Origin of the sequence: Ruegeria sp. HKCCSP346 (assembly GCF_017872595.1) — a bacterium.
In the GTDB taxonomy this organism is placed as follows: Bacteria; Pseudomonadota; Alphaproteobacteria; order Rhodobacterales; family Rhodobacteraceae; genus Ruegeria.
Window position 1 is genome coordinate 1102553 of record NZ_JAEDOT010000001.1, and the last position, 22836, is coordinate 1125388.

The window sequence follows — 22836 nt, forward strand, 5'->3', positions numbered from 1 at the left end:
TGTTCCCTTGCGCACAGGCGGCTAAACCCCGCGCCAACGCCTCATCCCAATCACATAAAGGTGCTGCCGCCAATGATTCCCCGTTATTCCCGCCCTGACATGGTTGCCATTTGGTCGCCCGAAACCAAGTTTCGCATCTGGTACGAAATCGAGGCGCATGCCTGCGATGCCATGGCCGATCTGGGCGTGATCCCGCGCGAGAATGCAGAAGCCGTTTGGAAAGCCAAGGACGTGGAATTCGACGTCGCCCGTATCGACGAGATCGAAGCCGTAACCAAGCATGACGTCATCGCATTCCTGACCCATCTCGCCGAACATGTCGGCAGTGAAGAGGCCCGGTTCGTGCACCAGGGCATGACCAGTTCAGACGTGTTGGACACCTGTTTCAACGTCCAGCTGACGCGCGCGGCGGACCTTCTGATCGCAGATCTCGAAGGGCTTTTGGCAGCACTCAAGCGCCGTGCGTTTGAACACAAGGACACCGTTCGCATCGGCCGCAGCCACGGTATCCACGCAGAGCCTACGACAATGGGCCTGACCTTTGCCCGGTTCTATGCCGAGATGGACCGCAACCTGTCCCGTATGCGCGACGCCCGTGCGGAAATCGCAACCGGGGCCATCAGCGGCGCCGTCGGCACATTCGCCAATATCGATCCCGCCGTCGAGGAACATGTCTGTGACAAACTGGGCCTTGTGCCCGAACCGATCAGCACCCAAGTGATTCCGCGTGATCGCCATGCGGCCTTCTTTGCGACGCTTGGCGTCATCGCCAGCAGCATCGAAAACATCGCCATCGAAATCCGCCACATGCAGCGGACCGAGGTTTTGGAAGGCGCAGAATTCTTCTCGATGGGCCAGAAAGGCTCGTCGGCCATGCCGCACAAGAAAAACCCGGTACTGACCGAGAACCTGACCGGGCTGGCCCGCATGGTACGCGCGGCAGTGATCCCGGCAATGGAGAATGTCGCGCTCTGGCATGAACGCGACATCTCGCATTCCTCGGTCGAGCGCATGATCGGACCGGATGCCACGATTACACTGGATTTTGCGCTGGCCCGTCTGACCGGTGTGATCGACAAGATGCTGATCTTCCCCGAAAACATGCTGGAAAACATGAACAAATTCCCCGGTCTTGTCATGAGCCAGCGTGTTCTTCTGGCCTTGACCCAGGCAGGGGTCAGCCGTGAGGACGCCTATGCCATGGTCCAGCGCAACGCGCTGAAGGTTTGGGAACACCGCACCGATTTCAAACAGGAACTGCTGGCGGATGCCGATGTAACGGCCGCGCTCAGCCCCGAAGAAATCGAAGAGAAATTCGACCTCGGCTATCACACCAAACACGTTGATACGATCTTCGCCCGGGTATTTGGCGAATAAGGTACGTCTCGACGCCGCCTTCACACGGCCCGGTCTGCAATGCGCAGGCCGGGCCTTGTTTTTTGCCAGACTGCCCGAAATCGGTTATTCTGCGAATGATTTTTGGGGAGAGGCACCATGATCCGTACCGTTCTTTGCTCACTTGCACTTGTTTGTGTGGCATCTGCTGGCCTTGCATGCAGCGGGCATTCCAAACAGACGCAATCCTGCGCACCCGGCACAACCTGGGACACTGAAACGCAAAGCTGCACGAAATCGGTCAACAGCTGACGAATTTCTGTCCGACTTGTGAATAAAAGCAACCGTTCCACTGTTAGCTTTTTTGTAGATCGCACTATGATTTTGTGAGCAGCCCCGAGAACGGAGTAAGAATATGCGCCTTTTGTTAGCTTCAGCCCTCGCTTTGCAGGCCTTCGCCTTTGCCCCGGTGGTCCACGCCGCAGGCGGCGACAGCAGCAGCCCGCCGAAACCGACGAATACGACCAAGAAATGTTTGTTCGGTCGGGTCTATGACGAAGCCAGAGGCCGGTGCGTCAAACCCAACAAAACCAACCTGTCGGAAGATCAGCTTTACGACGCCGTCCGCGAACTGGCCTATGACGGGCAATACGGGCACGCGCAGGATATCCTGCGGATCATGGATCAGGACGACGACCGTGTGCAGACCTATTGGGGCTTTACCTACCGCAAGATGGGCGAGCTGGAGCTGGCGAACGTCTTTTACCAGAATGCCATCAATGCCAATCCCGACAATCTTCTGGCGCGCAGCTACATGGCGCAAGGCTTTGTAACCGAAGGAAAAACCGATCTGGCAATCGAGCAATGGCGTGAGATCAAAGCCCGCGGCGGCGAAGGGACCTGGGCCGAGACGTCTCTGCGCGAGGCTATCCGTACAGGGTTTACCTACAGCTACTGAGCTTCAGGGTTATTTAACCCGACTCCCGTTAATCTGCCCGTGGTTCGGAAAATTTGGCACTACGGGCAGATGCAGGACACAAACGCTTTGATACAAATGGCAAATGGGGGGTCTGCCCCAATTGCCGCGGGGGATGAACACGCGCCGCAAGTTGTTCCGCGCACGTTGACCGGTCAGCAAAAAGCGGCCGTTGTCGTGCGCCTTCTGTTGAACGAGGGCGCCGATATTCCACTTGAGGAACTGCCTGACGACCTGCAAGAGACATTGACCCATCAACTTGGGCAAATGGGCCTTGTGGATCGTGTAACCCTAGGCGCAGTGGCCCGGGAATTCAGCGACGCTCTGGACAATGTCGGGCTGGCTTTTCCACATGGGCTTGCAGGTGCATTGGATGCGGTGAACGGAAAGATCGCACCATCGACGGCCGCGCGCCTGCGCAAGCTAGCCGGGGTGCGCCAGATCGGCGACCCATGGCAACGCCTGCGTGACGTACCCGTTGAGGATCTTGCCAAAATGGCTCAGGCGGAAAGCACCGAGGTGGCGGCTGTCATGCTTTCAAAGATGGATACCGCACAGGCGGCGCAGATGCTGGCCCATATGCCGGGCCCGGTTGCGCGGCGCATTACCTATGCCATCTCGAAAACAATAAATGTCACCCCCGAAGCGGTTGAACGTATTGGCTGGTCGCTGGCCGCGCAACTGGATCAGCGGCCTGCTCAGGCTTTCGACAATGGTCCGGGCGCACGCGTGGGCGCGATCCTGAACCAGTCGGCGGCCGCGACACGCGATGACTTGTTGAACGCATTGGATGAGGACGACGCCGAATTTGCGGATCTGGTACGCCAGTCGATCTTTACCTTTGCCCATATCCCAAGCCGTATCACGGCCCGCGATGTTCCCGCCATCCTGCGTGAAGTGGAACAGCCGGTTCTTGTCACCGCACTGGCAGGTGCCGCCGCGGATGATGACAAGGCATCCGTTGAATTCATTCTGTCAAACATTTCGTCCCGCATGGCCGACAATCTGCGCGAGGAAATGGCCGAACGTGGGCGCGTCAAACAATCGGAAGCCGAAGATGCCATGACACAGGTGGTGGCCGCCATTCGCGTTCTGGTCGATGCCGGTTCCATTGTTCTGATCGAAAACGATGACGAGGAAGATGCAGCCTGACCCCGCGAACCCGCAGGTATTGCGCGATCCGGCCACCTGCTGCGGGTTCAGGTTTTCCGCCCGTCTGAGCGCTTGAGCTTGCAGGCATCGGGCTGTATGTCTTTCTCAGCAATTCGCAACACGCGGTGAGACACCTCCATGCCCGTTGAAAAGTCGGAGCTCAGCCGGTTTGAGCTTGGGAAATACTATGTCGCCAACCTGTTTCTTCAGGGGGTCATCCGCGTTATGCGCATGCTTCCCTATGAGCGGCGTATTGCAACGATGGGGGCTATCGTGCGGTTTCTGGCACCTGTTGTCGGGTTTCGCAAACGTGTCCGTCGGAATCTGAAGCTGACTTGCCCGGACTTGCCTGAAGCCGAGGTCAGGCAGATCTGCCGCGATGTGCCGGACAATGCCGGTCGTGCGATCATGGAGCATTTTTCTCCGGAAGACTTTATCGAACGGCAGAGCAAGGCCAAGATTTCAGGGCCAGGTATCACTGCATTTGACGCGGCTGTTGCCGAGGGGCGCCCGGTCATGATGATTACGGCGCATTTCGGTCACTACCTTGCAGCGCGTATCGCCTTGCAGACATACAGCGGTCAGCCCATCGGCTGCCTGTATCGGCGGATGGCCAACCCGTATTTCAACGACGCTTATGTCGAAGCTTTCTACAAGACAGGCGCCCCGATGTTCGAACAGGGGCGGCGCGGTATGGTCGAGATGGTGCGCTCGTTGAAAAAGGGTGGGATCATTGCCATCGTTTCAGATCTTCACGCAATGGGCGGTGAAGAATTGATGTTTTTCGGTAAACCCGCAGTGACATCCGTGCTGAACGCCGAGTTGGCCATCAAGTACAATGCCGAGCTGATTCCGTGTTACGCGGTACGTCAGCCCAACGGTCTTGATTTTGAGATCGTTCTGCACGAACCGGTTCCGCACACCGACCCAAAAACCATGACCCAGTTCACCAATGACGATCTGGAAAAGATGGTGCGGCAGCATATGGGGCAATGGTTCTGGATTCACCGCCGCTGGAAACACTGGAACGGGTTGGGCATCAAGCCGGAAGAGATGCCCTGATCACCTGACCCGGGTGGCGGCAACAATCGGCCCTTCCCCGGCCCTTTGAACCAGAACGACAGCCGGCAGGTCCAAACCAAGCTGAACCGTGAATGATTGCGGCGCAGTTCCATCCCACTGCCCTGCAATCTGCCAGGCCTCAACGACATTGGCATAGTCCAGCTCGTGCCCGGCCAGCTCTCCACGACGGATCGAAGCGTGCCGCATGGGCGAATACTGAACCACATGCACGTCATAGGTATCGCCTTTCGGCAACTCGACGGGCGTCACATCCACTGTCACTTCATCGGCTGAGCGCACGGCCGTCACAAGCGCTTCGGGCGCTGCTTTCAGATGCGCTTCGATCAATCGATCAAGTTCACGGGATTGCGCTCCGACGATGTCGTGCTGCCCGTTGATCACCATCTGCGGGGTGTAGATCATGGAACGCCCCCCCTCGCGGGCATAAGCCCGCTGCCGGAGCGTATGATCGGGGTCTGCGTATTCGTCCTTCCACCCGATATAGTCCCAGTAATCGACATGCAAAGCCAGCCCTATGACGTCGTCGCGCTTGGCCAGATCATGCATGATCCGATCTGCCGGCGGGCAGGATGAACACCCCTGAGACGTGAACAGCTCAACCACAACCGGGTCTTCCTCGGCTGCGACCTGTACCGCCACAAGGCAGGAAAACACGGTGGTCAAGGCAATGGATCTGAACATGAGAACTCTCGGGTTGAGCGGTTGGATCTCAGGGATAGCTGCTTTGACACTCAACAGCCAATCAAGGTTTCTTGAGGCTTTGACGCATTCCCTCCGCGAAAAGGTGTACAATAGTATACAAATTTCCCTCTCGGCGCGTGTTCAGCCTTGAACACGGGGGCTTGGTGATGCAGATAACACTCAGCAAATCCCAATATCCAAGTCATTTGAGAGGGAGGCCACAGATGCCCATCAAAGTCGGACAGGATAACGCCAAAACGCGCCGCAGTCTGAGCGTGAATGGTAAATCCATTTCCTATTATTCGATCCCTGCCGCGCAAGAGGCCGGTCTGGGCGATTTCTCGAAACTGCCTGCCGCACTCAAGGTGGTTCTGGAAAACATGTTGCGGTTCGAGGATGACGGGTTTTCGGTCTCGGTCGATGACATCAAGGCTTTTGCCGAATGGGGCGCCAACGGTGGCAAAAACCCTCGTGAAATCGCCTATCGCCCTGCCCGGGTACTGATGCAGGATTTCACCGGCGTTCCCGCCGTGGTGGATCTGGCCGCGATGCGGGACGGCATCAAGGCGTTGGGCGGCGACGCGCAAAAGATCAACCCGCTGAACCCTGTCGATCTGGTCATCGACCATTCGGTGATGATCGACGAATTCGGCAACCCGCGCGCGTTCCAGATGAATGTGGACCGTGAATACGAACGCAACATGGAACGGTACCAGTTCCTGAAATGGGGTCAGGGTGCATTCAACAACTTCCGCGTTGTCCCCCCCGGCACCGGCATCTGCCACCAGGTGAACCTTGAATATTTGGCCCAGACCGTCTGGACCGACACCGACCAGAACGGTGAAGAAGTCGCCTATCCCGACACGCTGGTCGGCACCGACAGTCACACCACCATGGTCAACGGCATGGCCGTGCTGGGCTGGGGTGTCGGCGGGATCGAGGCCGAGGCCGCGATGCTGGGTCAACCGATCTCGATGCTGATCCCCGAGGTCGTGGGCTTTGAGCTGACCGGTGATCTGGTCGAAGGCACCACCGGCACCGACCTGGTTCTGAAGGTCGTGGAAATGCTGCGCGAAAAAGGCGTTGTCGGCAAGTTCGTCGAATTCTACGGCGAAGGCCTGGATCGTCTGCCGCTGGCCGACCGTGCGACCATCGCCAACATGGCCCCGGAATACGGCGCGACATGCGGCTTTTTCCCGATTGACGGCGAAACGCTGCGCTACATGCGCAACACCGGCCGCGACGAGGATCGCATCGCGCTGGTTGAAGCCTACGCCAAGGAAAACGGTTTCTGGCGCGATGAAAACTATGCGCCGATCTACACCGACACCCTGACCCTGGATATGGGCACGATTGTTCCGGCAATCTCGGGGCCCAAACGCCCGCAGGATTATGTTGCGCTGACTGACGCCAAGGCCGCATTCGCCAAGGAAATGGCCGAGACCTTCAATCGCCCGATGGGCAAACAGGTCGAGGTCAAAGGCGAAAACTATGGCATGGAATCGGGCAAGGTCGTGATCGCCTCGATCACGTCCTGCACCAACACGTCGAACCCTTACGTGATGATCGGAGCGGGCCTCGTGGCGCGTAAGGCAGCCGCGCTGGGGCTGGATCGCAAGCCTTGGGTCAAAACCTCACTGGCACCGGGGTCGCAGGTTGTGTCCGCTTACCTCGAGGCCGCGGGCCTTCAGGAGGATCTGGACAAGATCGGCTTCAACCTCGTCGGATACGGCTGCACCACATGTATCGGCAACTCGGGGCCGATTCAGAAAGAAATCTCGGAGGCCATTGCGGAAGGCGATCTGGTCGCCACTTCGGTCTTGTCCGGCAACCGCAACTTCGAAGGCCGCATCTCGCCCGACGTGCGCGCAAACTATCTGGCTTCGCCGCCTCTGGTCGTCGTGTACGCCCTGGCAGGCACCATGGACATCGACCTGACGTCCGAACCGATCGGTCAGGACAAGGACGGCAACGACGTCTATATGAAAGACCTCTGGCCAACGCAGCAGGAGGTCGCGGAACTGGTCGAACAGACTGTCACGCGCGAAGCGTTCCAGTCGAAATACGCCGACGTCTTCAAAGGGGACGAGAAATGGCAGTCGGTCGAAACCACCGATGCGGAAACCTATGACTGGCCGCCGACATCGACCTATATCCAGAACCCGCCCTATTTCCAGGGCATGGGCCCCGAACCGGGCACGATTTCCAACATCGAAGGCGCCAAGGTTCTGGCCATTCTGGGTGACATGGTCACGACCGACCACATCTCACCTGCTGGGTCATTCGCAACGACCTCGCCCGCAGGCCAGTACCTGATCGAACGTCAGGTTCAGCCGCGTGAATTCAATTCATATGGTTCACGCCGCGGCAACCACGAGGTGATGATGCGCGGAACTTTCGCCAACATCCGCATCAAGAACGAGATGCTGGACGGCGTCGAAGGCGGTTACACCAAAGGCCCGGACGGTGAACAGACGTCAATTTATGACGCCTCGATGGCCTATCAGGCGAACGGCACCCCGCTGGTGGTATTCGGTGGCGAGCAATATGGCGCGGGCTCAAGCCGCGACTGGGCGGCCAAGGGCACGGCGCTGCTGGGCGTCAAGGCCGTAATCGCCGAGAGCTTTGAGCGTATCCACCGTTCAAACCTTGTTGGCATGGGGGTCATTCCGTTCGAGTTTACAGGTGGCGACACCCGCAAAACCCTGGGGCTGAAAGGGGATGAAACCGTTTCGATTCACAGGCTGGATACGATCGAGCCGCTACAGGAAGTCCCGTGCACCATCGTTTATGGCGATGGAACCGAAAAGACCATCACCCTGAAATGCCGTATCGATACCGCGCCCGAGATTGAATATATCGAAAACGGTGGCGTGTTGCATTACGTCCTGCGCAATCTTGCGAAGGCATCATAACCGATACCAAAGCGTGCAATTCAAACCCCCGGCCACCCGCCGGGGGTTTTTTGTTTTCTGGTCATTTATTCGAAAACCTGAAACTGTTGGGCAAGGTCGTCAACGGAAAACCATTCGCCATGAAGAAACCCAACGCCCTGCTGGTATGTTCGCTCAGCGTAATTGCCGTGATCGGGATATGGGGTGTCGTGGACATTCAAAGTCTGGTGACCTGGGCAAGCGGCATCGTCCAGCAGACCTTCCACAGCCGCGGCTGGTTCGTGATGCTCGCCGCTTCGGGTATGTTGATCGGATGCCTGTTTCTGGCGTTTTCACCCTATGGAAATATTCGCCTTGGCCGGGATAACGAGGAGCCAGAGTTTTCCACCGCCACATGGATTTCAATGCTGTTCTCCGCCGGTATGGGCGTCGGCCTGTTGTTTTGGGCGGTGGCGGAACCGCTGACCCATTTCAACTTCATCTCCGGCATGGCGCCGGATTTCATCGCGGCGCAGCAGGCGATGCTGGCGACAAATTTCCATTGGGGGCTGCATGCCTGGGCGATTTATGGCTCCACCGCGCTGACCATTGCCTATTTCAGCTTTCGGCGCGGTACGGGGATGATGGTCAGTGCGCCGATCAAAAACCTGTTTCCCGGCAAACGCTGGGCTGAACGTGTCGGGTGGCTTTCGGACTTCATGGCGATCATCGCCATTGCCATTGGTGTCGGCGGCTCCATGGCCATGGGCGTGTTTCAGGTGGCAGACGGCATCGCAGTGCTGGGCGGTCGGGAAACGGTCGGCGCCCTTTTGATTGGCGTCGTGTTTCTGGCAATGGTTGCTGCGTATATCCCGGCACTCATGATCGATCTGGGCCAAGGCATGGCGCGCCTGTCCAATGCCGCCATGCTGATCGCAATCGGCCTTGTTGCCTACACGGTGGTCCTTGGCCCCACCGAATACCTTCTGAATACCGTCGTTCAGGGGTTCGGCGACTATGTCACCAATGTCATCCCCAGGGGATTTCAGACCTTCACGTTCTTCGGCGATGACGTCACCAGATGGTTCAGCGACTGGACCCTTACCTACATGGTCTGGTGGATTGCCTGGGGCCCGTTCGTTGGCGTCTTTGTCGCCCGCATCTCTCGCGGTCGCACGATACGGGAATTCGTGATCGGCGTCCTGTTCGCCCCCACGCTGTTTTCAATCCTCTGGTTCGGTGCCTTTGGTGGCATTGGCCTGTTCGAGGCACTTAATGGTGCGGGCGAACTGCTGGCCTATACGCAGACAAACATCGAACGCGTGACCTTCGCCCTGCTCGACCGACTTCCACTTTCCGTGATCACCACGCTTGCAACGGTACTGGCCGCCTTTCTGTTCATCGTGACCAGCGTCGTAAGCGCAGCCTTTGTTCTGGGCACCTTCTCGACGGGCGGGGACGAGAACCCACCGCCGCGTGTGCGTCTGATCTGGGGAGGATTGCTGGGACTGCTGAGCGTTGCAATGATCCTTTCGGGATCCGTGGACTCGGTGAAGATCCTCATCTCGCTTGGCGCATTGCCCTTTGTCTTCATTTCGGTCCTGCTGATGGTGTGCCTGTTCCGCGGGCTCAGAGAGGAGGGCCAACGCAATGCTGATCGGTGATCTCACGGACACATTGATGAACCTTGTCACCTTCGCGTTCATCGCGGCAATGCTCTGGATATTGCTGCGCAAGTGACCGCATTCCGGCAGCGCAAAAATCAACGTTGAATCCTGGGCGCTTTGCCGGTCATCTGAGTTCATGGAAAAAGTAGCACTGATAACCGGTGGTGCCCGTGGAATTGGGCGGGCAATAGTCGAAGACCTGCGCGGTGATCACCGTGTCGCCTTCACCTGGTTGGCCAGCCACCCCGATTCAGAATTGCTGAAAGGCGACGTTCTGACGATTCAGTCTGACCTTACAAAAGACAACCAACCCACCCGGGTGGTCGAAAAGGTCATTGATCACTTCGGGCGACTGGACGTGATCGTAAACAATGCCGGTCTTGTTCGCTCCACTCCGAAACAACAGTTTCAGGCCGCGGACCATCGCGCCATTCTTGACCTCAACGTGCTGGCCCCCGCCGCGTTGCTTGCTGCGGCATTGCCGCATCTGAAACGCGGCGCTTCGATCGTCAGCATCTCATCGATGAACGCAACATTGCCACCGCGGGACGCCGCGACCTACGGGGCAAGCAAAGCCGCGCTGAACCTCTGGACGCGCGCCATGGCAAAAGAGCTTGGCCCGGACGGAATCCGCGTCAACGCGGTTGCACCGGGTGCCATCAACATCCCCGAAGCCCCCCGCCCTGACGATCTGACATCGCTATTCGTCAGGGAAACGGCGCTGGGCCGGATCGGAACTCCGGAAGACATCGCCAGGGTCGTTCGGTTTCTGACCTCGGACGCGGCGGGATTCGTAACCGGAGAGGTCCTGGGCGTGACCGGAGGCTATCGCTTGTAAGGCGGCTTAAACCTCGTTTTCCAAATTGCTCAACCGCCCGCAGCCTTTTCCAACGCCGGACGCAGAGTGTTTTCAATCACCCGCTGCGTAATCGGGCCGGCAAAGCGCAAAATGATCGTGCCGTCGCCATCAACCACATAGGTTTCGGGAACGCCGTAAAGGCCCCAATCCAATGCCATGCGACCTTTCTCATCACGTCCAATCGCGGCGTAGGGATCGCCAAGCTCGGTCAAAAACGCTTGGGCGTTGTCCAACTGGTCTTTGTAGTTGACGCCATAGACCGGGATGCCTTCGGCGGCCAGAGCCTCCAGATTGGGATGCTCGGCACGGCATGGCGCGCACCAGCTGGCCCAGTAGTTGACCAGCTTGACCTCTCCATCCCGCAGCGTGGCATCATCAAACAGCTTCTTTTCCGGGAACTCGCTCAGAACCACGGGCGGAGCCGGTTGGCCTTCGCGGGCAGAGGGCAACGCATTGGGGTCTTCACGGAACATACCGATCCCGGCCAACACGGCGAAAGCGCCAAAAATCAAAGGCGGCGCGATCATCAGGGGCGATATCTTAGCCATTTCGCGAAATCCTTTGTTCGATCTTTTCCATTTCAGTGCGTACCTTGCGCCCTCGCATCACGCTGAACACGATCAATGCCACCAGCAGTATGATGGACACGGCATAAGACGACAAAACCGCGTCAGCATATTTTCCAAGATCGGGGATCATCCGCCCACCCTTTCCCGCGCCTGCAACGCCTTGATGCGCCGCGCGCGGATTTCAGTTCCGGTACGGTACAGCACCAAAGCGATGAACAGCAGTACAAATCCGATGATGCACAGCAACAACGGATAGAAGTAGATATTGCTGACTTTCTCTTCCGTATCGGCCCCGGTCACGGCTGCCGCGCGCATGACCGATGCGCCCTGATGCAAGCCCTGGTTCCAGAAGTTGACCGCATATCGGCTGAGCAGCGCGAACACGGATCCGACCAGACACAGAACCGAGGTCAGGTCCGCCGCAGTGTCCGGATCCTCGATGGCTTCCCACAATGCGACATAGCCAAGATAGAACAGGAACAGGATCAGAAACGACGTCAGACGCGGATCCCACGCCCACCAGGTGCCCCACATGGGCTGTCCCCAGATCGCCCCGGTCAGCAACGCAATCAAGGTCATCACGATCCCGATCGGCGCAGCCGCCCGTGCCGCCAGCGCGCTGACATGATGACGTCGAACCAGCCAGACCAGAGAAGTTGCCAGCATCATCAGCCAGCAATTGATCGCCATCAGTGCCGCCGGGACGTGCAGATAGATGATCTTGACCGTCGACCCTTGTTTATAGTCGTCCGGCGTGAAGAAGAACCCCCAGACCAGCCCGACGACGATGCAGAAGATCGAGACGATCCAGAAAAACGGCAGGACACGTTCACTGGTCGCAAGAAACTTGCGCGGATTGGCGTATTCCCAGAGGGCATTGGCTTTGGCTGCTATCGACATGGGCCCTATCTAGTCCGAGTTGGGGGTATTCTCAATTGACATCAGTCAAAGTTGGGGCGGTTCACCGCAGATTGATACGTAACACAGCCGCGCTGGCAAAGGGCAACAACGCGATGGTGGCCGCCGTGATCCCCGCCAGCATCAACAAAGACGTCTGCACGTCCATCCCCGTTGCCCCACGCCGGGCGACCTCGGCCCCGAAAATCAGGGTGGGGACGTAAAGCGGCAGCACCAAGAGCGACAACAGCAACCCGCCGCGCTTGAGACCGACGGTCAGGGCAGCACCGAATGTTCCGATAACGCTCATGGCCGGGGTGCCGATCAGCAGCGAGATGACAAGCCAGAAGAACCCCTGCGCAGGCAGGTTCAGCAGGACCCCCAGAAAAGGTGCGGCCAGAACCAAAGGCAGGCCTGTGGTCAGCCAGTGGGCCAGCGCCTTAATGGTCACGACTGATTCCAGCGGCAGCGGCGCCGTGGCCAGCAGGTCCAGCGATCCGTCCTCCCAGTCCAGCGCCAGAAGACGGTCAAGAGACAGCAGGCAGGCCAGCAACGCCCCCAGCCAGAGCACACCCGGCGCGATGGTGGTCAGCAGTGACGATTGTGGCCCCACTGCAAACGGCACCATCACGGTCACGATCAGGAAAAAGGCCAATCCCAAACCAAACCCGCCACCCGCTCGGAAGGCCAGTTTCAGGTCGCGCAGCAGAAGGGCGATCACAGGAAACCTCCGTCGAAATCGTCAATGGGTTTGGGTTTGGCCTTGTTCGGGCCGACGTCCAGAACCTCGCCATCCAGACCAAGGTCGATATGGGTCGCGATCAGGGCTGACCCACCCTGCCCCAGATGCGCGCGGACTGCATCGGCGAACATTTGCACCGCATTTCTGTCTAGCGAAACGGTCGGCTCGTCCAGCATCCAGATCGGCCGCCCGGTGACCAGCATGCGTGCCAGCCCCAGCCGCCGTTTCTGACCGGCCGACAGGTACCCCGCATGGCGATCCGACAGCTCGTTCAACTGGAACGCGTCCAGCGCCGTCTGGATGCCGTTGGTGCCAAAGACAGAAGCCCAGAACGTCAGATTCTCGGATACAGTCAGCGTCGGTTTCAGCCCATCCGAATGGGACGCATATGCAATCTGATCTTCTGCGCCCTGGATCTGCCCCTTCAGCGGCGGCTGCAACCCGGCCAATGTGCGCAGAAGGGTCGTTTTGCCGATCCCGTTCGGCCCACGCAGAATCAGCGCTTTGCCCGGAGGCAGCTGAAAGCTGAGATGCTCCAGGACGGGAATGCCACCACGGGTGATCGACAGGTCGGTTACAATCAGAGTCATGAGACCCGCTTATCGGAATGTCATCAGAGGCAAAAGGTGGGATTTGCCGCAGTTCGGTTGTGGGAGCTTTGAGCAGAGAGGTCCGAGTGAGGGGCCAGCCCCTCACACACCCCGGGATATTTTCGGCCAGATGAAGGGATCCCGTCAGACCGGGATCAGAGCAAGCGCTATTCGGCGACCTTCTGAGAGCAAGACATTGTAGGTGCGGCACGCAGCCGGAGAATTCATGATTTCGACGCCGACACCGGCACTCTCCAACCGGGTGCGCAAAGACTGGGGAATGTGGGCCATGTCTTTGCCAGTGCCGACAAGCAGAACGTCAATTTCATCAGCCAGCTCCAGAAGTGGTTGCGCATCTTCATAACCGCCCCAGATGGCAGGTCCTGCGGGGCCGGTCAGAACTGCGCCTTCGAACACATCACCGCCAATGCGGAAAAAACCGGGGCCGTAGCCATCAACCGGCTTGGCATCCGAAAACGTAACTTGGTTGAGGCGCATTCCTTCCCTCCTTCAATCCAGGATCGGCAAACCGGACACGACTGCTATCAGAATGACCGAATAAGCCGCAGTGCGATAGATCCGTTCAAGCTTTGGATCGAACAGAGCCTTGCCGATCAGTGTCGTGGCCAGATAGGGCAAGCCCAGCAGCAGGACAATCCAAAGGATCGACAGATCCGCAGCGCCTCCGATCAGGATGCTGAAGACGATGGCCACGTCCAGCAAAGCCAGAAAGATGATCGTGTTGGCACGAATCTTGCGCACATCTGAAGAGCTGGCCAGATAGAATACGATAACGACCGGGCCGGTCAGTCCGGTCATGCCACCGATCACGCCTGCGCTGCCTCCGATGGCCATCCGTCCGGGCACACCCAGCCGTCCCTGCCAGCGCCAGCCAGTGACGATCGCCAACAGGGTCACGCCGGTGATACCGCAGGCAATCCAGCGCAGAACGACCGTGTCGGCCTGTGCCATGACCCAAAGGCCAAGCGGCACGGTCAATGCCGCTGCAACGCCCAAAGTGCTGATTTCGGTCTTGTCGCATTCACGCCATGCCTGCGGCGCCAGCGCAAAGGTCGATACGATCCCGGTGGCTGCCATCAGAAAGACGACATCGGCAATCGGCAGAAATTGAGTGGCCACCGGAACAAAGATCATCGCGGTGCCAAAACCAGTGAAGCCGCGGACAAGTCCCGCGGCTCCTATGGTAAGAACCAACCAACCCAGCCCCGGCAGGGACAAGGCCTGTTGCAACGCCTCAGGCATCAATATTGGCAAACTGGTTGCCCGCCGTGTTCGACGGCTTGGACCAGTCGCGCTTGACCCCCAGCCACAACAGGATGGTCGAAGCGACGAAGACCGATGAATAAGTGCCCACGATCACGCCCCAGATCATCGCGAACACGAAGCCGCGGATCACATCGCCGCCCAGAACATAAAGTGAGATCAACGCCAGCAACGTCGTGACCGAGGTCATCACCGTCCGGCTGAGCGTCTCGTTGATCGAAATGTTCAGCACCTCTTTGAGGTCTTTCTTTTTGTACTTCCGCAGATTCTCTCGCACCCGGTCGAAAACGACCACGGTATCGTTCAGCGAATAACCGACGATGGTCAGAAGGGCCGCGATAATGGCCAGATCAAACCGGATTTGCAGTTCCGAGAAGATGCCGATGGTCAGGATCACATCGTGAACCAGTGCCGCCACGGCCCCCAGCGCAAACTGCCATTCGAACCGTAGCCAGATATAGACAAGCACCGCGCCAATCGCCAAAGCCACCGCGATGACGGCGGTCTGGATCAACTCGCCCGAGACCTTGGGGCCGACGGATTCTACGGAGACGAACTGAATATCAGGTATTACCTGCTGCAACGCGTCCTCGACGGCGGTGATGGTCGCTGCTTCGACAGCCTCGGCATCTTCCTGCGCCTGGATGCGGATCATCGCGACGTTTTCGTCATCCGCAAAGGTTGGATCGAAAATCTCGGTGATGGTCACATCGCCCAGTTCCAGCGGGGCGATGGCATCTCGGTATGTGCCCACATCGATCTCGACCGCGCTTTGCGTCCGGATCGTCGTGCCACCCCGGAAATCAATACCGAAATTCAGCCCTTGCAGCATGAACGAGGTGAAGGCAATCACCATCATCAGGCCGGAAATGCCCAACCAGACCTTCCAGCGGTTGAAGAAATCGAACGAGGTGTTCTGGGGTACGAGTTTCAGTCTCATGTCAAACCTCGATCGTTTTCGGACGGCGGCGTTCGAACCACATCACGACCATCAGGCGCGTCACGAAGATCGCGGTGAAGACCGAGGTCAGAATGCCGAGGCCCAGAGTGATTGCAAAGCCGCGCACCGGGCCACTACCCATGGCAAACAGGATCACGGCGGTGATGAATGTGGTCACGTTCGCATCCAGAATGGCAGACAGCGCCTTTTCATAGCCCAGTTCGATTGCGCGCGCCGGACCTTTGGCGGATTTCAATTCCTCGCGGATACGTTCAAAAATCAGCACGTTGGCGTCCACCGCCATACCGACTGTCAATACGATCCCCGCGATACCCGGCAGGGTCAAGGTTGCTCCGATCATGGACAGCAGACCGAACAACAGGCCCACATTGATGATCAGCGCGATGTTGGCGAAGATCCCGAACAGACCATAGCTGAGCGCCATGAAAACCAGTACAGCCACAAAGGCCACGATTGTGGCGACTTTGCCCGCGTCGATACTGTCCTGCCCCAACTCGGGTCCGATGGTACGTTCTTCGAGGAACTCCAGGCCGGCAGGCAGTGCGCCCGCTCGCAGCAGGACGGCCAGATTGGTGCTTTCCTCAACCGTAAAGTTGCCGGTGATGATGCCTGAACCGCCCGGAATATGACTTTGGATCACGGGAGCCGAAATTACCTCGTCGTCCAGAACGATGGCAAAGGGGGCTCCGATATTGTCGCGGGTATAATCCCCGAATTTGCGCGCACCAGACGTGTTGAACCGGAAATTGACCGCAGGGCGACCGTTTTGGTCGAATGCGGGCTGCGCATCGACCAGTTCCTCTCCGGTAACGACCGGAGCGGATTCAATGGTGTAGTAAACACCGCTTTCGTCAATCGACGGCACAATTTCTTCGCCGATGCCTGCAACGGCATCCGGATTGGTGCCGCGTCCGGCGACCGGGTTAAAGGTCAGTTGCGCCGTCGTGCCGATGATCTCTTTCAACTCACCCGCGCTGCCGATGCCAGGTACCTGAATCAGGATACGATCGGCACCCTGACGCTGAATGGTCGGCTCTCGGGTGCCCACTTCGTCGATCCGGCGGCGGATGATTTCCAACGATTGACGCACTGTGCGGTCGTCTGAGGCCAGTTTTTCTGCCTCGGACAACTGAACGACAATCGTGTCGCCTTCGGCACGTGCCTCGATATCCGTTGCCCCGACACCGGTCAGGGTCTGCACTTGACGGGCAAGACCGCGCACGACCTCCAGTGCCCGCGCCATGCCCTCAGGCTGGCTGATGCGCACGCGAATCTCATCTGGGGCCGATTCCTGACGGCGGACCGTCCCGACGGTCGAGCGCTCATCGCGCAGGGCGTCACGGATATCTGGCCACATCGCCTCCATCCGGGATTCGTAGACGTCCTGCACCTGAACTTCGGCCAACAGATGTGCACCGCCGCGCAGGTCAAGGCCCAGATTGACCAGCGACGAGGGCAGCCAGTTCGGCCATTGCCCCGCCTCGACCTGCAACTCGGGCGTATCCACGCCCAGCTCGATCGCGGCTTTGGCGTCGTTTGATTGCTCGACCCGTGTGTAAAACGCATTTGGCAGGGCCATGATCAGGCCAGTCACGCAGACCAGCCAGATCAGAACCCGCTTCCAGGTATCAATGTGCAGCATTACCCTGCCTTTTCAAGGATTTGTAAGGTGGTGTTATTTCGCGGGTTCGGTTTTGTTCAGAACCTGGGCGATGGTCGATTTGACCACACGCACTTTGACACCTTCGGCGATCTCGACTTCGATCTCGTTATCGCCTTCCTTGACCTTCGACACTTTGCCGATCAGCCCGCCCTGGGTGACAACCTGATCCCCCCGACGCACGGCATCGACCATGGCCTGATGTTCCTTCATTTTCTTCTGCTGCGGACGGATCAGCAGGAAATACATGATCGCAAAGATCAGGATCAGCGGGAGAAACTGGGCGATTGCGCCACCTTCCATGGGATATTCCTTTGTTCAGATCTTGCGGCACCGTTCCGCAAATTTTGCCGGAACCTATGCTTTGAAATGCGTGTTTGCAAGCAAAGGTGGTCATGTGATCGGCCGCAACCTGAGAAAGGTGCCACACGAACCGGTAAATCGTTGCAGATATGTCCTATGCAGGTATTTCAAATTGGCTATAGTCGAACATCAGGGGGGGCAATGAGAGCTAGATACAAACCATTCCAATCGTTGACGCTTTTGCTGTCCTTGCTGAGCTTGATCCTGTGTCTGGCCGCGCCGGTGAAGGCCCAGGAATTGCCTGCCGAAGCCACCGAACCCGAGGCGGAAGAAACCGAAAGTTTCAAGGCGCCCGTCATCGTGGACGGCGACATGTTGTTCTTCCTGCGCGGCTCCAGCGCTCTGCCCGCGCCGGAACGTGCCGAAAGCGTGCAGAACAAGATTATTGAGGTGGCCGAAGCCTCTGAAAGCCCCACCGTCGACATCACCTTTGAAGAAACCGACCTAGGCATACGCATTCGCGCCGACGGTGAAATCGTATCGATCGTGACGCTTGCAGACGCCGAACTGGATCAGATGGAGCTGGACGTCCTCGGCTTACTGCATGGTCAGGCCATCGAAGAGGCCATCCTTGCCTACCGCTCCAACCGTACAGATCAAGCCCGGGTATCCGGAGCGATTGAGGCCGCTGGATGGACCTTAGGCTTTGTCGTCTTCGTGCTGGTTATCCTTTGGCTTCACCGGCGGATCAGGCGGCGCACTCTGAAACTGGTAAAGCGTTATTTGAAGGATGTCGAAACGGCGACGGCCAAAAGCGTTCAGGCCGAAGCAATCGCCGCCCTGATCCGATACGGGCTGAATTTTGCCCTGTTGGTCATCTTCTTTCTCGGCTTCTACTACTACCTGTCCTTCGTTCTACTGGCCTTTGCGGAAACACGCTATTTCGCGCAACTGCTGCTGACCTATCTGACAGAACCGGTACTGCTGATATTCAAGGGAATACTCAGCTATATCCCAAACCTGATTATGCTCAGCCTGATCGCATGGGTCACGTTGTACATAATCAAGGGCATGCGCGTGTTCTTCGACGCGGTCGAAGCCGGTTCGTTCGAAATGGGCGATTTTGAAAAACACTGGGTCAATCCGACGTTCAACATCGCTCGGGTTATCGTGATTCTGATCGCGCTCGTCTTTGCCGTTCCCTACATTCCCGGTTCGGATTCGGCCGCCTTCCAGGGTCTGACCATTCTGGTCGGCGCCATGCTGTCGCTGGGTGCCAACTCGGTCGTGTCCAACATGCTGGCGGGGCTTTTCGTGATCTATCGCCGCTCCACGTCAATTGGCGACCGCATTCAGATCGGGGACCATATCGGCGACGTGGTTCAAATCAAACTGATGGAGACGCATCTGAAATCCATCAAGAACGAGCTGATTTCGATCCCGAACGCTCAATTGATGAATTCGGATGTTGTGAATTTCTCGAAGAAAACCGATGGCAGTGGGTTGCTGCTGCACACGACGGTTGGCATCGGATATGAAGAACCGGCTGAAAAGGTCGAAGCAATGCTGATCGAGGCGGCCAACCGCACCAAGGGCATCAAGGCCAAACCTGAACCTTTCGTACTGTGGACGGCGCTGGCCGACTACGCCATCAATTATCAGATCAACGGTTACACCACCCGCGGCAGCATCATTCCCAAAATCCGCTCGGACCTGCATCGCAATATTGTCGCCGTTTTTAACGAGAACAAAGTGCAGATCATGACACCATCTTACATGGCTGATCCGCCAGAACCAAAAATCCCGGCGAATGAATGGGATGGTCATCTGGCACATGAATCGCACGAGGAAGCGGATAAGTCGTAACCGGCGCTACACCCTGCCCCACAGATGGTGCATAAGCGGTTTCAGTGATTCACGCATTCAAGGATCTGAGACATGCACGACATCCGCGCCATTCGCGAAAACCCTGCCGCTTTCGACGCCGCTTTAGCGCGCCGTGGGGACGCGCCGGTGTCGTCAGATGTGCTCAGGCTGGACGAAAGCCGCCGCGCCAAGATTCTGGCGGCCGAAACAGCGCAAGCCGAACAGAACAAGGCGTCCAAGGAAGTCGGGGCTGCCAAAGCTCGAGGCGACGAAGCCGAATTCGAACGCCTGCGCGCGCTGGTTGCCGAGAAAAAAGCCGAAATCGCGCGGATGCAGACCGAGGCCAAGGATCTGGATGCCCTGCTGACGGATCAGTTGATCCGGATCGCAAATCTGCCCGCCGAGGATGTGCCGGATGGCGTGGATGAAAACGACAATGTCGAGATCAGCCGCTGGGGCACACCGCTTGAGCTGGGTTTTGCGCCCAAGGAACACTTCGAGATCGAAGCCGTTCAGCACGGCATGGATTTCGAAACCGCAGCCAAACTCTCGGGTTCGCGATTTGTGCTGCTGTCCGGTGGCGTCGCCCGTATTCATCGCGCTTTGGCGCAGTTCATGCTGGATACGCATATCACCGAAAACGGGCTGACCGAGGTGAATGGCCCGGTTCTGGTTCTGTCCGAGATGATGCAGGGCACCGGCCAATTGCCGAAATTTGGCGAAGACAGCTATCAGACCCGCGAAGGCTGGTGGCTTATCCCGACCTCCGAAGTGTCGCTGACCAATATCGTAAACGACAGCTTGATCGAGGAAAGCTATCTGCCCCGACGCTACACCGCGCATTCCCTGTGCTTCCGGTCCGAGGCCGGATCCGCGGGCAAAGACACCCGCGGGATGTTGCGGCAGCACCAGTTCGAAAAGGTCGAGATGGTTTCGATCACGCATCCGGACAAATCGGATGAAGAACAAAAGCGCATGCTGCGCTGCGCCGAGGGCATTCTGGAAAAGCTGGGCATTCCTTACCGCACTGTCATCCTGTGTACCGGTGACATGGGCTTTGGCGCCCGCCGCACCTATGATATCGAGGCCTGGTTACCCGGTCAGGACACCTATCGCGAGATCAGCTCGGTTTCGACATGCGGTGATTTCCAGGCCCGCCGCATGAACGCTAGGTTCCGCCCCGAAGGTGGCGGCAAGCCGGAATACGTCCATACGCTGAACGGTTCAGGTTTGGCTGTTGGGCGTTGCCTGATTGCCGTGCTGGAAAATGGCCAGAACGCGGACGGCACCGTGACCCTGCCCGAAGTCCTAAGCCCCTATCTGGGCGGCAAACTGACCCTGCAACTGGACGGCACACTAGCCTGAAAAACGAAACCGGCACCATGAGGCGCCGGTTCACAATGCAAGACGGGGCGAAGGAATTTATTTCTTCGCCTTTTTCTTGTCCTTCTTGCTATCTTTCTTCTTGTCACTTTTTTTCTTGCCTTTCTCGGCGTCTTTTTTGCCCTTCTTGGCGTCTTTTTTCTTTTCGTCCTTTTTCGATTTTTTGTCCTTCTTGGACTTTGCTTTCACCTTATCCTTGGCTTTGGAAAACGCGGCTTCCATTTCTTTGCGTTTCTTGGCGGCTTTTTCAGCTTTCGCCTTGGCCTTGGCCTTTTTCTTGGCTGCGGCTTCGGCTTTTTCGGCCGCCGCTTGTTCTTCTGCCGCTTTGCGTGCAGCTTCTTCCGCCCGTTTTTCTGCCGCTACAGCGGCCACGGTCTTGCGCGGGGCGGCTTTTCGTGTCGCCGGCTTTCGGGCGGCTGGTTTTGCGGTTGCTGGTTTCCGTGCCGCTGGCTTTCGTGCCGGCGCCTTGCGCGCGCCAGACTTACCGGCGGCAAGCGTTGCGGCTATTGCCGCTTTTGCGGCTTCGATCAATAGGGCGGCGCGGCTCTCACCGACCCGAGGAACCTTGACCAGATCTGCGGGTGACGCCTTCGCTATCGCTTCTGCGGTCTTAAAGCCATTGGCTGCAAGGGCTTTTTTCAGCGCCTCTCCCACACCTTTTACGTCGGTCACTACAGTCATCCAAAGGTCCTTTCTCCATCGCCCTGCCTCATCGCATATACACTGGATATGCATATCCGCAAGTTCAGCACTTGCCTTCTCGGAACCAATGGATCAGCTATGCGCCAACCCAGCGGTTCGGTCATTTTTCGGGAATGGCACGAGGCGTTTCGCATCCTCATCCCAAAGCTTGAGGTTCAAAGCCGCTACAGCCTCGGGGAACTTGATCCGACGAGGCGTGAATTCAGGCGGCAGATTATAGTGGCAGGCCCGCAACCGGTACGATGGGATACGCGCGTTGTAATGGTGGATGTCATGTAACGTGATACAGGCGACGGCGGTATCGAACCACCATCCGAAATCCAGTGCGGAAGATCCATGCAACGCTGCGGTCTGCGGGTTCAGGTCAGGACGGCGATCCCAATAGGTATCTTCAAAATTGTGTTGCAGATACACGAGAAACACACCCAGCATTCCGCCCAGAAACGAAAACACCAGCCAGACCAGAATACCGGTCATGCCCGCCACCAGGTACAACAGGCCCAAAAATACGATGATCGATGCATTGTGCAGCAAGACGCCTGCGACACCGAAACGAACAGTGTTCTTGGGCCAGCGATAGCGAATGAAATATGTGAACAGCGCACCGACCGGCACCAGGATGAAAGGGTTTCGATACAACCTGTAAAACAAACGGGTTTTCCAGTCCGCGTCCTGCCATTCCCGCAATGTCATCGTGTGAATTTCACCGGTCTCACGATGCTCGAGGTTTCCGATCCCCGCGTGGTGCAGATTGTGGTTCTGTTTCATCACCTCGAACGGTGCAAAGGTGAATGGCGAAAGACCATGCCCTGCCCATTCGTTCTGCATTCGCGTTTCAAACAGCGAATGGTGCCCGCAATCATGTTGCAGCACATAAAGGCGTACCGCCGAAAAGGCGAAGACGATCCCGGCCGGGATCATGATGTACCAGCGGTCCACGAACACGATCGCCAGAGACAGCGATGCGAAATACACCGCGAACGTGCCAAAATAGCTCAGTGCAGCCAATCTGTTGTCCTGAACTGCGTAGTGTCTTGTGTATTCCCTCAGATCCATCCAGTCCGCTCCCCACGATGGCCCTGTTTTAATCTGTTAAAAATCCAGGCGCGGCTTGACCGCGTGCAGGCAATGCATGTGCTGACAGATGCACACACGTGAATGCTAGCGCGCAGAACAGGGGCTGTCACGCCCTCAGAGCGAAAACGCTGAAAATTGGCGCAGTTACGCGCTTGCGTGACGATCACCAGCGCCGA

The 22836-nt window shown here is 57.8% G+C and carries 22 protein-coding genes and 1 pseudogene; 9 read left to right on the forward strand and 14 right to left on the reverse strand.

The window, feature by feature from the left end; translation table 11 throughout:
• Positions 1–72 precede the first annotated feature (72 nt).
• The 4 genes from purB to I9185_RS05555 all read left to right on the forward strand — a co-directional run bounded on the left by purB (position 73) and on the right by I9185_RS05555 (position 4525).
• Entirely contained in the window at positions 73–1377 is a 1305-nt protein-coding gene (purB, locus tag I9185_RS05540) for an adenylosuccinate lyase (RefSeq protein ID WP_171228076.1), read from the forward strand.
• A 373-nt stretch (positions 1378–1750) separates the two neighbouring features.
• Positions 1751–2293 carry a tetratricopeptide repeat protein gene (locus I9185_RS05545; protein ID WP_209832725.1) on the forward strand — a complete coding sequence of 181 codons (543 nt, stop codon included), beginning with the start codon at positions 1751–1753 and terminating at the stop codon, positions 2291–2293.
• A 69-nt stretch (positions 2294–2362) separates the two neighbouring features.
• Entirely contained in the window at positions 2363–3463 is a 1101-nt protein-coding gene (locus tag I9185_RS05550; RefSeq protein ID WP_210092523.1) for a FliG C-terminal domain-containing protein, read from the forward strand.
• Between the two features lie 138 nt (positions 3464–3601).
• Complete coding sequence (locus I9185_RS05555) at positions 3602–4525, forward strand: lysophospholipid acyltransferase family protein (RefSeq protein WP_210092524.1); 924 nt, start codon at positions 3602–3604, stop codon at positions 4523–4525.
• On the opposite strand, the gene I9185_RS05560 is transcribed toward I9185_RS05555, so the two are convergent.
• On the reverse strand, positions 4526–5227 hold the full coding sequence (locus I9185_RS05560; protein ID WP_209832722.1) for a DUF1223 domain-containing protein: 702 nt from the start codon (positions 5225–5227) through the stop codon (positions 4526–4528).
• A gap of 224 nt (positions 5228–5451) precedes the next feature.
• Between I9185_RS05560 and acnA the strand changes: the two genes are divergently transcribed.
• The 3 genes from acnA (at position 5452) to I9185_RS05575 (ending at position 10605) form a co-directional block, all read left to right on the forward strand.
• Positions 5452–8142, forward strand: coding sequence for an aconitate hydratase AcnA (acnA, locus tag I9185_RS05565; RefSeq protein ID WP_210092525.1), 2691 nt, complete (start codon positions 5452–5454; stop codon positions 8140–8142).
• Between the two features lie 119 nt (positions 8143–8261).
• Positions 8262–9764, forward strand: coding sequence for a BCCT family transporter (locus tag I9185_RS05570; RefSeq protein ID WP_210092526.1), 1503 nt, complete (start codon positions 8262–8264; stop codon positions 9762–9764).
• Positions 9765–9903: 139 nt separating this feature from the next.
• The gene (locus tag I9185_RS05575) at positions 9904–10605 is read left to right on the forward strand and encodes an SDR family oxidoreductase (protein ID WP_171631424.1); all 702 of its coding nucleotides are present in this window, start codon (positions 9904–9906) and stop codon (positions 10603–10605) included.
• A 29-nt stretch (positions 10606–10634) separates the two neighbouring features.
• On the opposite strand, the gene I9185_RS05580 is transcribed toward I9185_RS05575, so the two are convergent.
• The 10 genes from I9185_RS05580 to yajC all read right to left on the reverse strand — a co-directional run bounded on the left by I9185_RS05580 (position 10635) and on the right by yajC (position 17632).
• Positions 10635–11174 carry a DsbE family thiol:disulfide interchange protein gene (locus I9185_RS05580; protein WP_171631422.1) on the reverse strand — a complete coding sequence of 180 codons (540 nt, stop codon included), beginning with the start codon at positions 11172–11174 and terminating at the stop codon, positions 10635–10637.
• Positions 11167–11325, reverse strand: coding sequence for a heme exporter protein CcmD (ccmD, locus tag I9185_RS05585; RefSeq protein ID WP_209832714.1), 159 nt, complete (start codon positions 11323–11325; stop codon positions 11167–11169). Before ccmD ends, I9185_RS05580 begins: the two co-directional genes overlap by 8 nt.
• Positions 11322–12095, reverse strand: a complete 774-nt coding sequence (locus I9185_RS05590; RefSeq protein WP_152458361.1) for a heme ABC transporter permease — start codon at positions 12093–12095, stop codon at positions 11322–11324. The genes ccmD and I9185_RS05590 overlap by 4 nt, the downstream gene beginning before the upstream one ends.
• A 61-nt stretch (positions 12096–12156) precedes the next feature.
• Complete coding sequence (ccmB, locus tag I9185_RS05595; RefSeq protein ID WP_171631417.1) at positions 12157–12813, reverse strand: heme exporter protein CcmB; 657 nt, start codon at positions 12811–12813, stop codon at positions 12157–12159.
• Positions 12810–13424, reverse strand: coding sequence for a heme ABC exporter ATP-binding protein CcmA (gene ccmA, locus I9185_RS05600; RefSeq protein ID WP_171723029.1), 615 nt, complete (start codon positions 13422–13424; stop codon positions 12810–12812). The genes ccmB and ccmA overlap by 4 nt, the downstream gene beginning before the upstream one ends.
• Before the next feature lie 144 nt (positions 13425–13568).
• A complete protein-coding gene (locus I9185_RS05605) occupies positions 13569–13922 on the reverse strand; it encodes an Mth938-like domain-containing protein (protein WP_171631397.1) in 354 nt (117 codons plus the stop codon).
• A 12-nt stretch (positions 13923–13934) separates the two neighbouring features.
• Entirely contained in the window at positions 13935–14699 is a 765-nt protein-coding gene (locus I9185_RS05610) for a sulfite exporter TauE/SafE family protein (protein WP_348539714.1), read from the reverse strand.
• On the reverse strand, positions 14680–15648 hold the full coding sequence (gene secF / locus I9185_RS05615) for a protein translocase subunit SecF (protein WP_171115306.1): 969 nt from the start codon (positions 15646–15648) through the stop codon (positions 14680–14682). Before secF ends, I9185_RS05610 begins: the two co-directional genes overlap by 20 nt.
• Before the next feature lies 1 nt (position 15649).
• Positions 15650–17311 carry a protein translocase subunit SecD gene (gene secD / locus I9185_RS05620; RefSeq protein WP_171631395.1) on the reverse strand — a complete coding sequence of 554 codons (1662 nt, stop codon included), beginning with the start codon at positions 17309–17311 and terminating at the stop codon, positions 15650–15652.
• Positions 17312–17344: 33 nt separating this feature from the next.
• Complete coding sequence (gene yajC, locus I9185_RS05625; protein ID WP_117868574.1) at positions 17345–17632, reverse strand: preprotein translocase subunit YajC; 288 nt, start codon at positions 17630–17632, stop codon at positions 17345–17347.
• Between the two features lie 201 nt (positions 17633–17833).
• Here yajC and I9185_RS05630 point away from each other — a divergent pair, with 201 nt between their 5' ends.
• Complete coding sequence (locus tag I9185_RS05630; protein ID WP_210092527.1) at positions 17834–19498, forward strand: mechanosensitive ion channel domain-containing protein; 1665 nt, start codon at positions 17834–17836, stop codon at positions 19496–19498.
• 72 nt (positions 19499–19570) lie between these two features.
• Positions 19571–20863, forward strand: coding sequence for a serine--tRNA ligase (gene serS / locus I9185_RS05635; RefSeq protein ID WP_210092528.1), 1293 nt, complete (start codon positions 19571–19573; stop codon positions 20861–20863).
• A 57-nt stretch (positions 20864–20920) separates the two neighbouring features.
• Here the strand turns inward: serS and I9185_RS20550 are convergent, their stop codons facing one another.
• The 3 genes and pseudogenes from I9185_RS20550 to I9185_RS05645 all read right to left on the reverse strand — a co-directional run bounded on the left by I9185_RS20550 (position 20921) and on the right by I9185_RS05645 (position 22639).
• Positions 20921–21253 (reverse strand): hypothetical protein, encoded by a 333-nt coding sequence (locus I9185_RS20550; protein ID WP_254705383.1) that lies wholly within the window; start codon positions 21251–21253, stop codon positions 20921–20923.
• Between the two features lie 153 nt (positions 21254–21406).
• Positions 21407–21616 (reverse strand): annotated as a pseudogene (locus tag I9185_RS20555) (helix-hairpin-helix domain-containing protein); the annotation flags it as partial.
• Positions 21617–21655: 39 nt separating this feature from the next.
• Positions 21656–22639: a fatty acid desaturase gene (locus I9185_RS05645; RefSeq protein ID WP_209832709.1), complete on the reverse strand. Its 984-nt coding sequence runs from the start codon at positions 22637–22639 to the stop codon at positions 21656–21658.
• Between the last annotated feature and the right edge of the window lie 197 nt (positions 22640–22836).

Coding starts and splice junctions, on each gene's coding strand:
- purB (WP_171228076.1), top strand. CDS start 73: ATGATTCCCCGTTATTCCCGCCCTGACATGGTTGCCATTTGGTCGCCC.
- I9185_RS05545 (WP_209832725.1), top strand. CDS start 1,751: ATGCGCCTTTTGTTAGCTTCAGCCCTCGCTTTGCAGGCCTTCGCCTTT.
- I9185_RS05550 (WP_210092523.1), top strand. CDS start 2,363: ATGCAGGACACAAACGCTTTGATACAAATGGCAAATGGGGGGTCTGCC.
- I9185_RS05555 (WP_210092524.1), top strand. CDS start 3,602: ATGCCCGTTGAAAAGTCGGAGCTCAGCCGGTTTGAGCTTGGGAAATAC.
- I9185_RS05560 (WP_209832722.1), bottom strand. CDS start 5,227: ATGTTCAGATCCATTGCCTTGACCACCGTGTTTTCCTGCCTTGTGGCG.
- acnA (WP_210092525.1), top strand. CDS start 5,452: ATGCCCATCAAAGTCGGACAGGATAACGCCAAAACGCGCCGCAGTCTG.
- I9185_RS05570 (WP_210092526.1), top strand. CDS start 8,262: ATGAAGAAACCCAACGCCCTGCTGGTATGTTCGCTCAGCGTAATTGCC.
- I9185_RS05575 (WP_171631424.1), top strand. CDS start 9,904: ATGGAAAAAGTAGCACTGATAACCGGTGGTGCCCGTGGAATTGGGCGG.
- I9185_RS05580 (WP_171631422.1), bottom strand. CDS start 11,174: ATGGCTAAGATATCGCCCCTGATGATCGCGCCGCCTTTGATTTTTGGC.
- ccmD (WP_209832714.1), bottom strand. CDS start 11,325: ATGATCCCCGATCTTGGAAAATATGCTGACGCGGTTTTGTCGTCTTAT.
- I9185_RS05590 (WP_152458361.1), bottom strand. CDS start 12,095: ATGTCGATAGCAGCCAAAGCCAATGCCCTCTGGGAATACGCCAATCCG.
- ccmA (WP_171723029.1), bottom strand. CDS start 13,424: ATGACTCTGATTGTAACCGACCTGTCGATCACCCGTGGTGGCATTCCC.
- I9185_RS05605 (WP_171631397.1), bottom strand. CDS start 13,922: ATGCGCCTCAACCAAGTTACGTTTTCGGATGCCAAGCCGGTTGATGGC.
- secF (WP_171115306.1), bottom strand. CDS start 15,648: ATGAGACTGAAACTCGTACCCCAGAACACCTCGTTCGATTTCTTCAAC.
- secD (WP_171631395.1), bottom strand. CDS start 17,311: ATGCTGCACATTGATACCTGGAAGCGGGTTCTGATCTGGCTGGTCTGC.
- yajC (WP_117868574.1), bottom strand. CDS start 17,632: ATGGAAGGTGGCGCAATCGCCCAGTTTCTCCCGCTGATCCTGATCTTT.
- I9185_RS05630 (WP_210092527.1), top strand. CDS start 17,834: ATGAGAGCTAGATACAAACCATTCCAATCGTTGACGCTTTTGCTGTCC.
- serS (WP_210092528.1), top strand. CDS start 19,571: ATGCACGACATCCGCGCCATTCGCGAAAACCCTGCCGCTTTCGACGCC.
- I9185_RS05645 (WP_209832709.1), bottom strand. CDS start 22,639: ATGGATCTGAGGGAATACACAAGACACTACGCAGTTCAGGACAACAGA.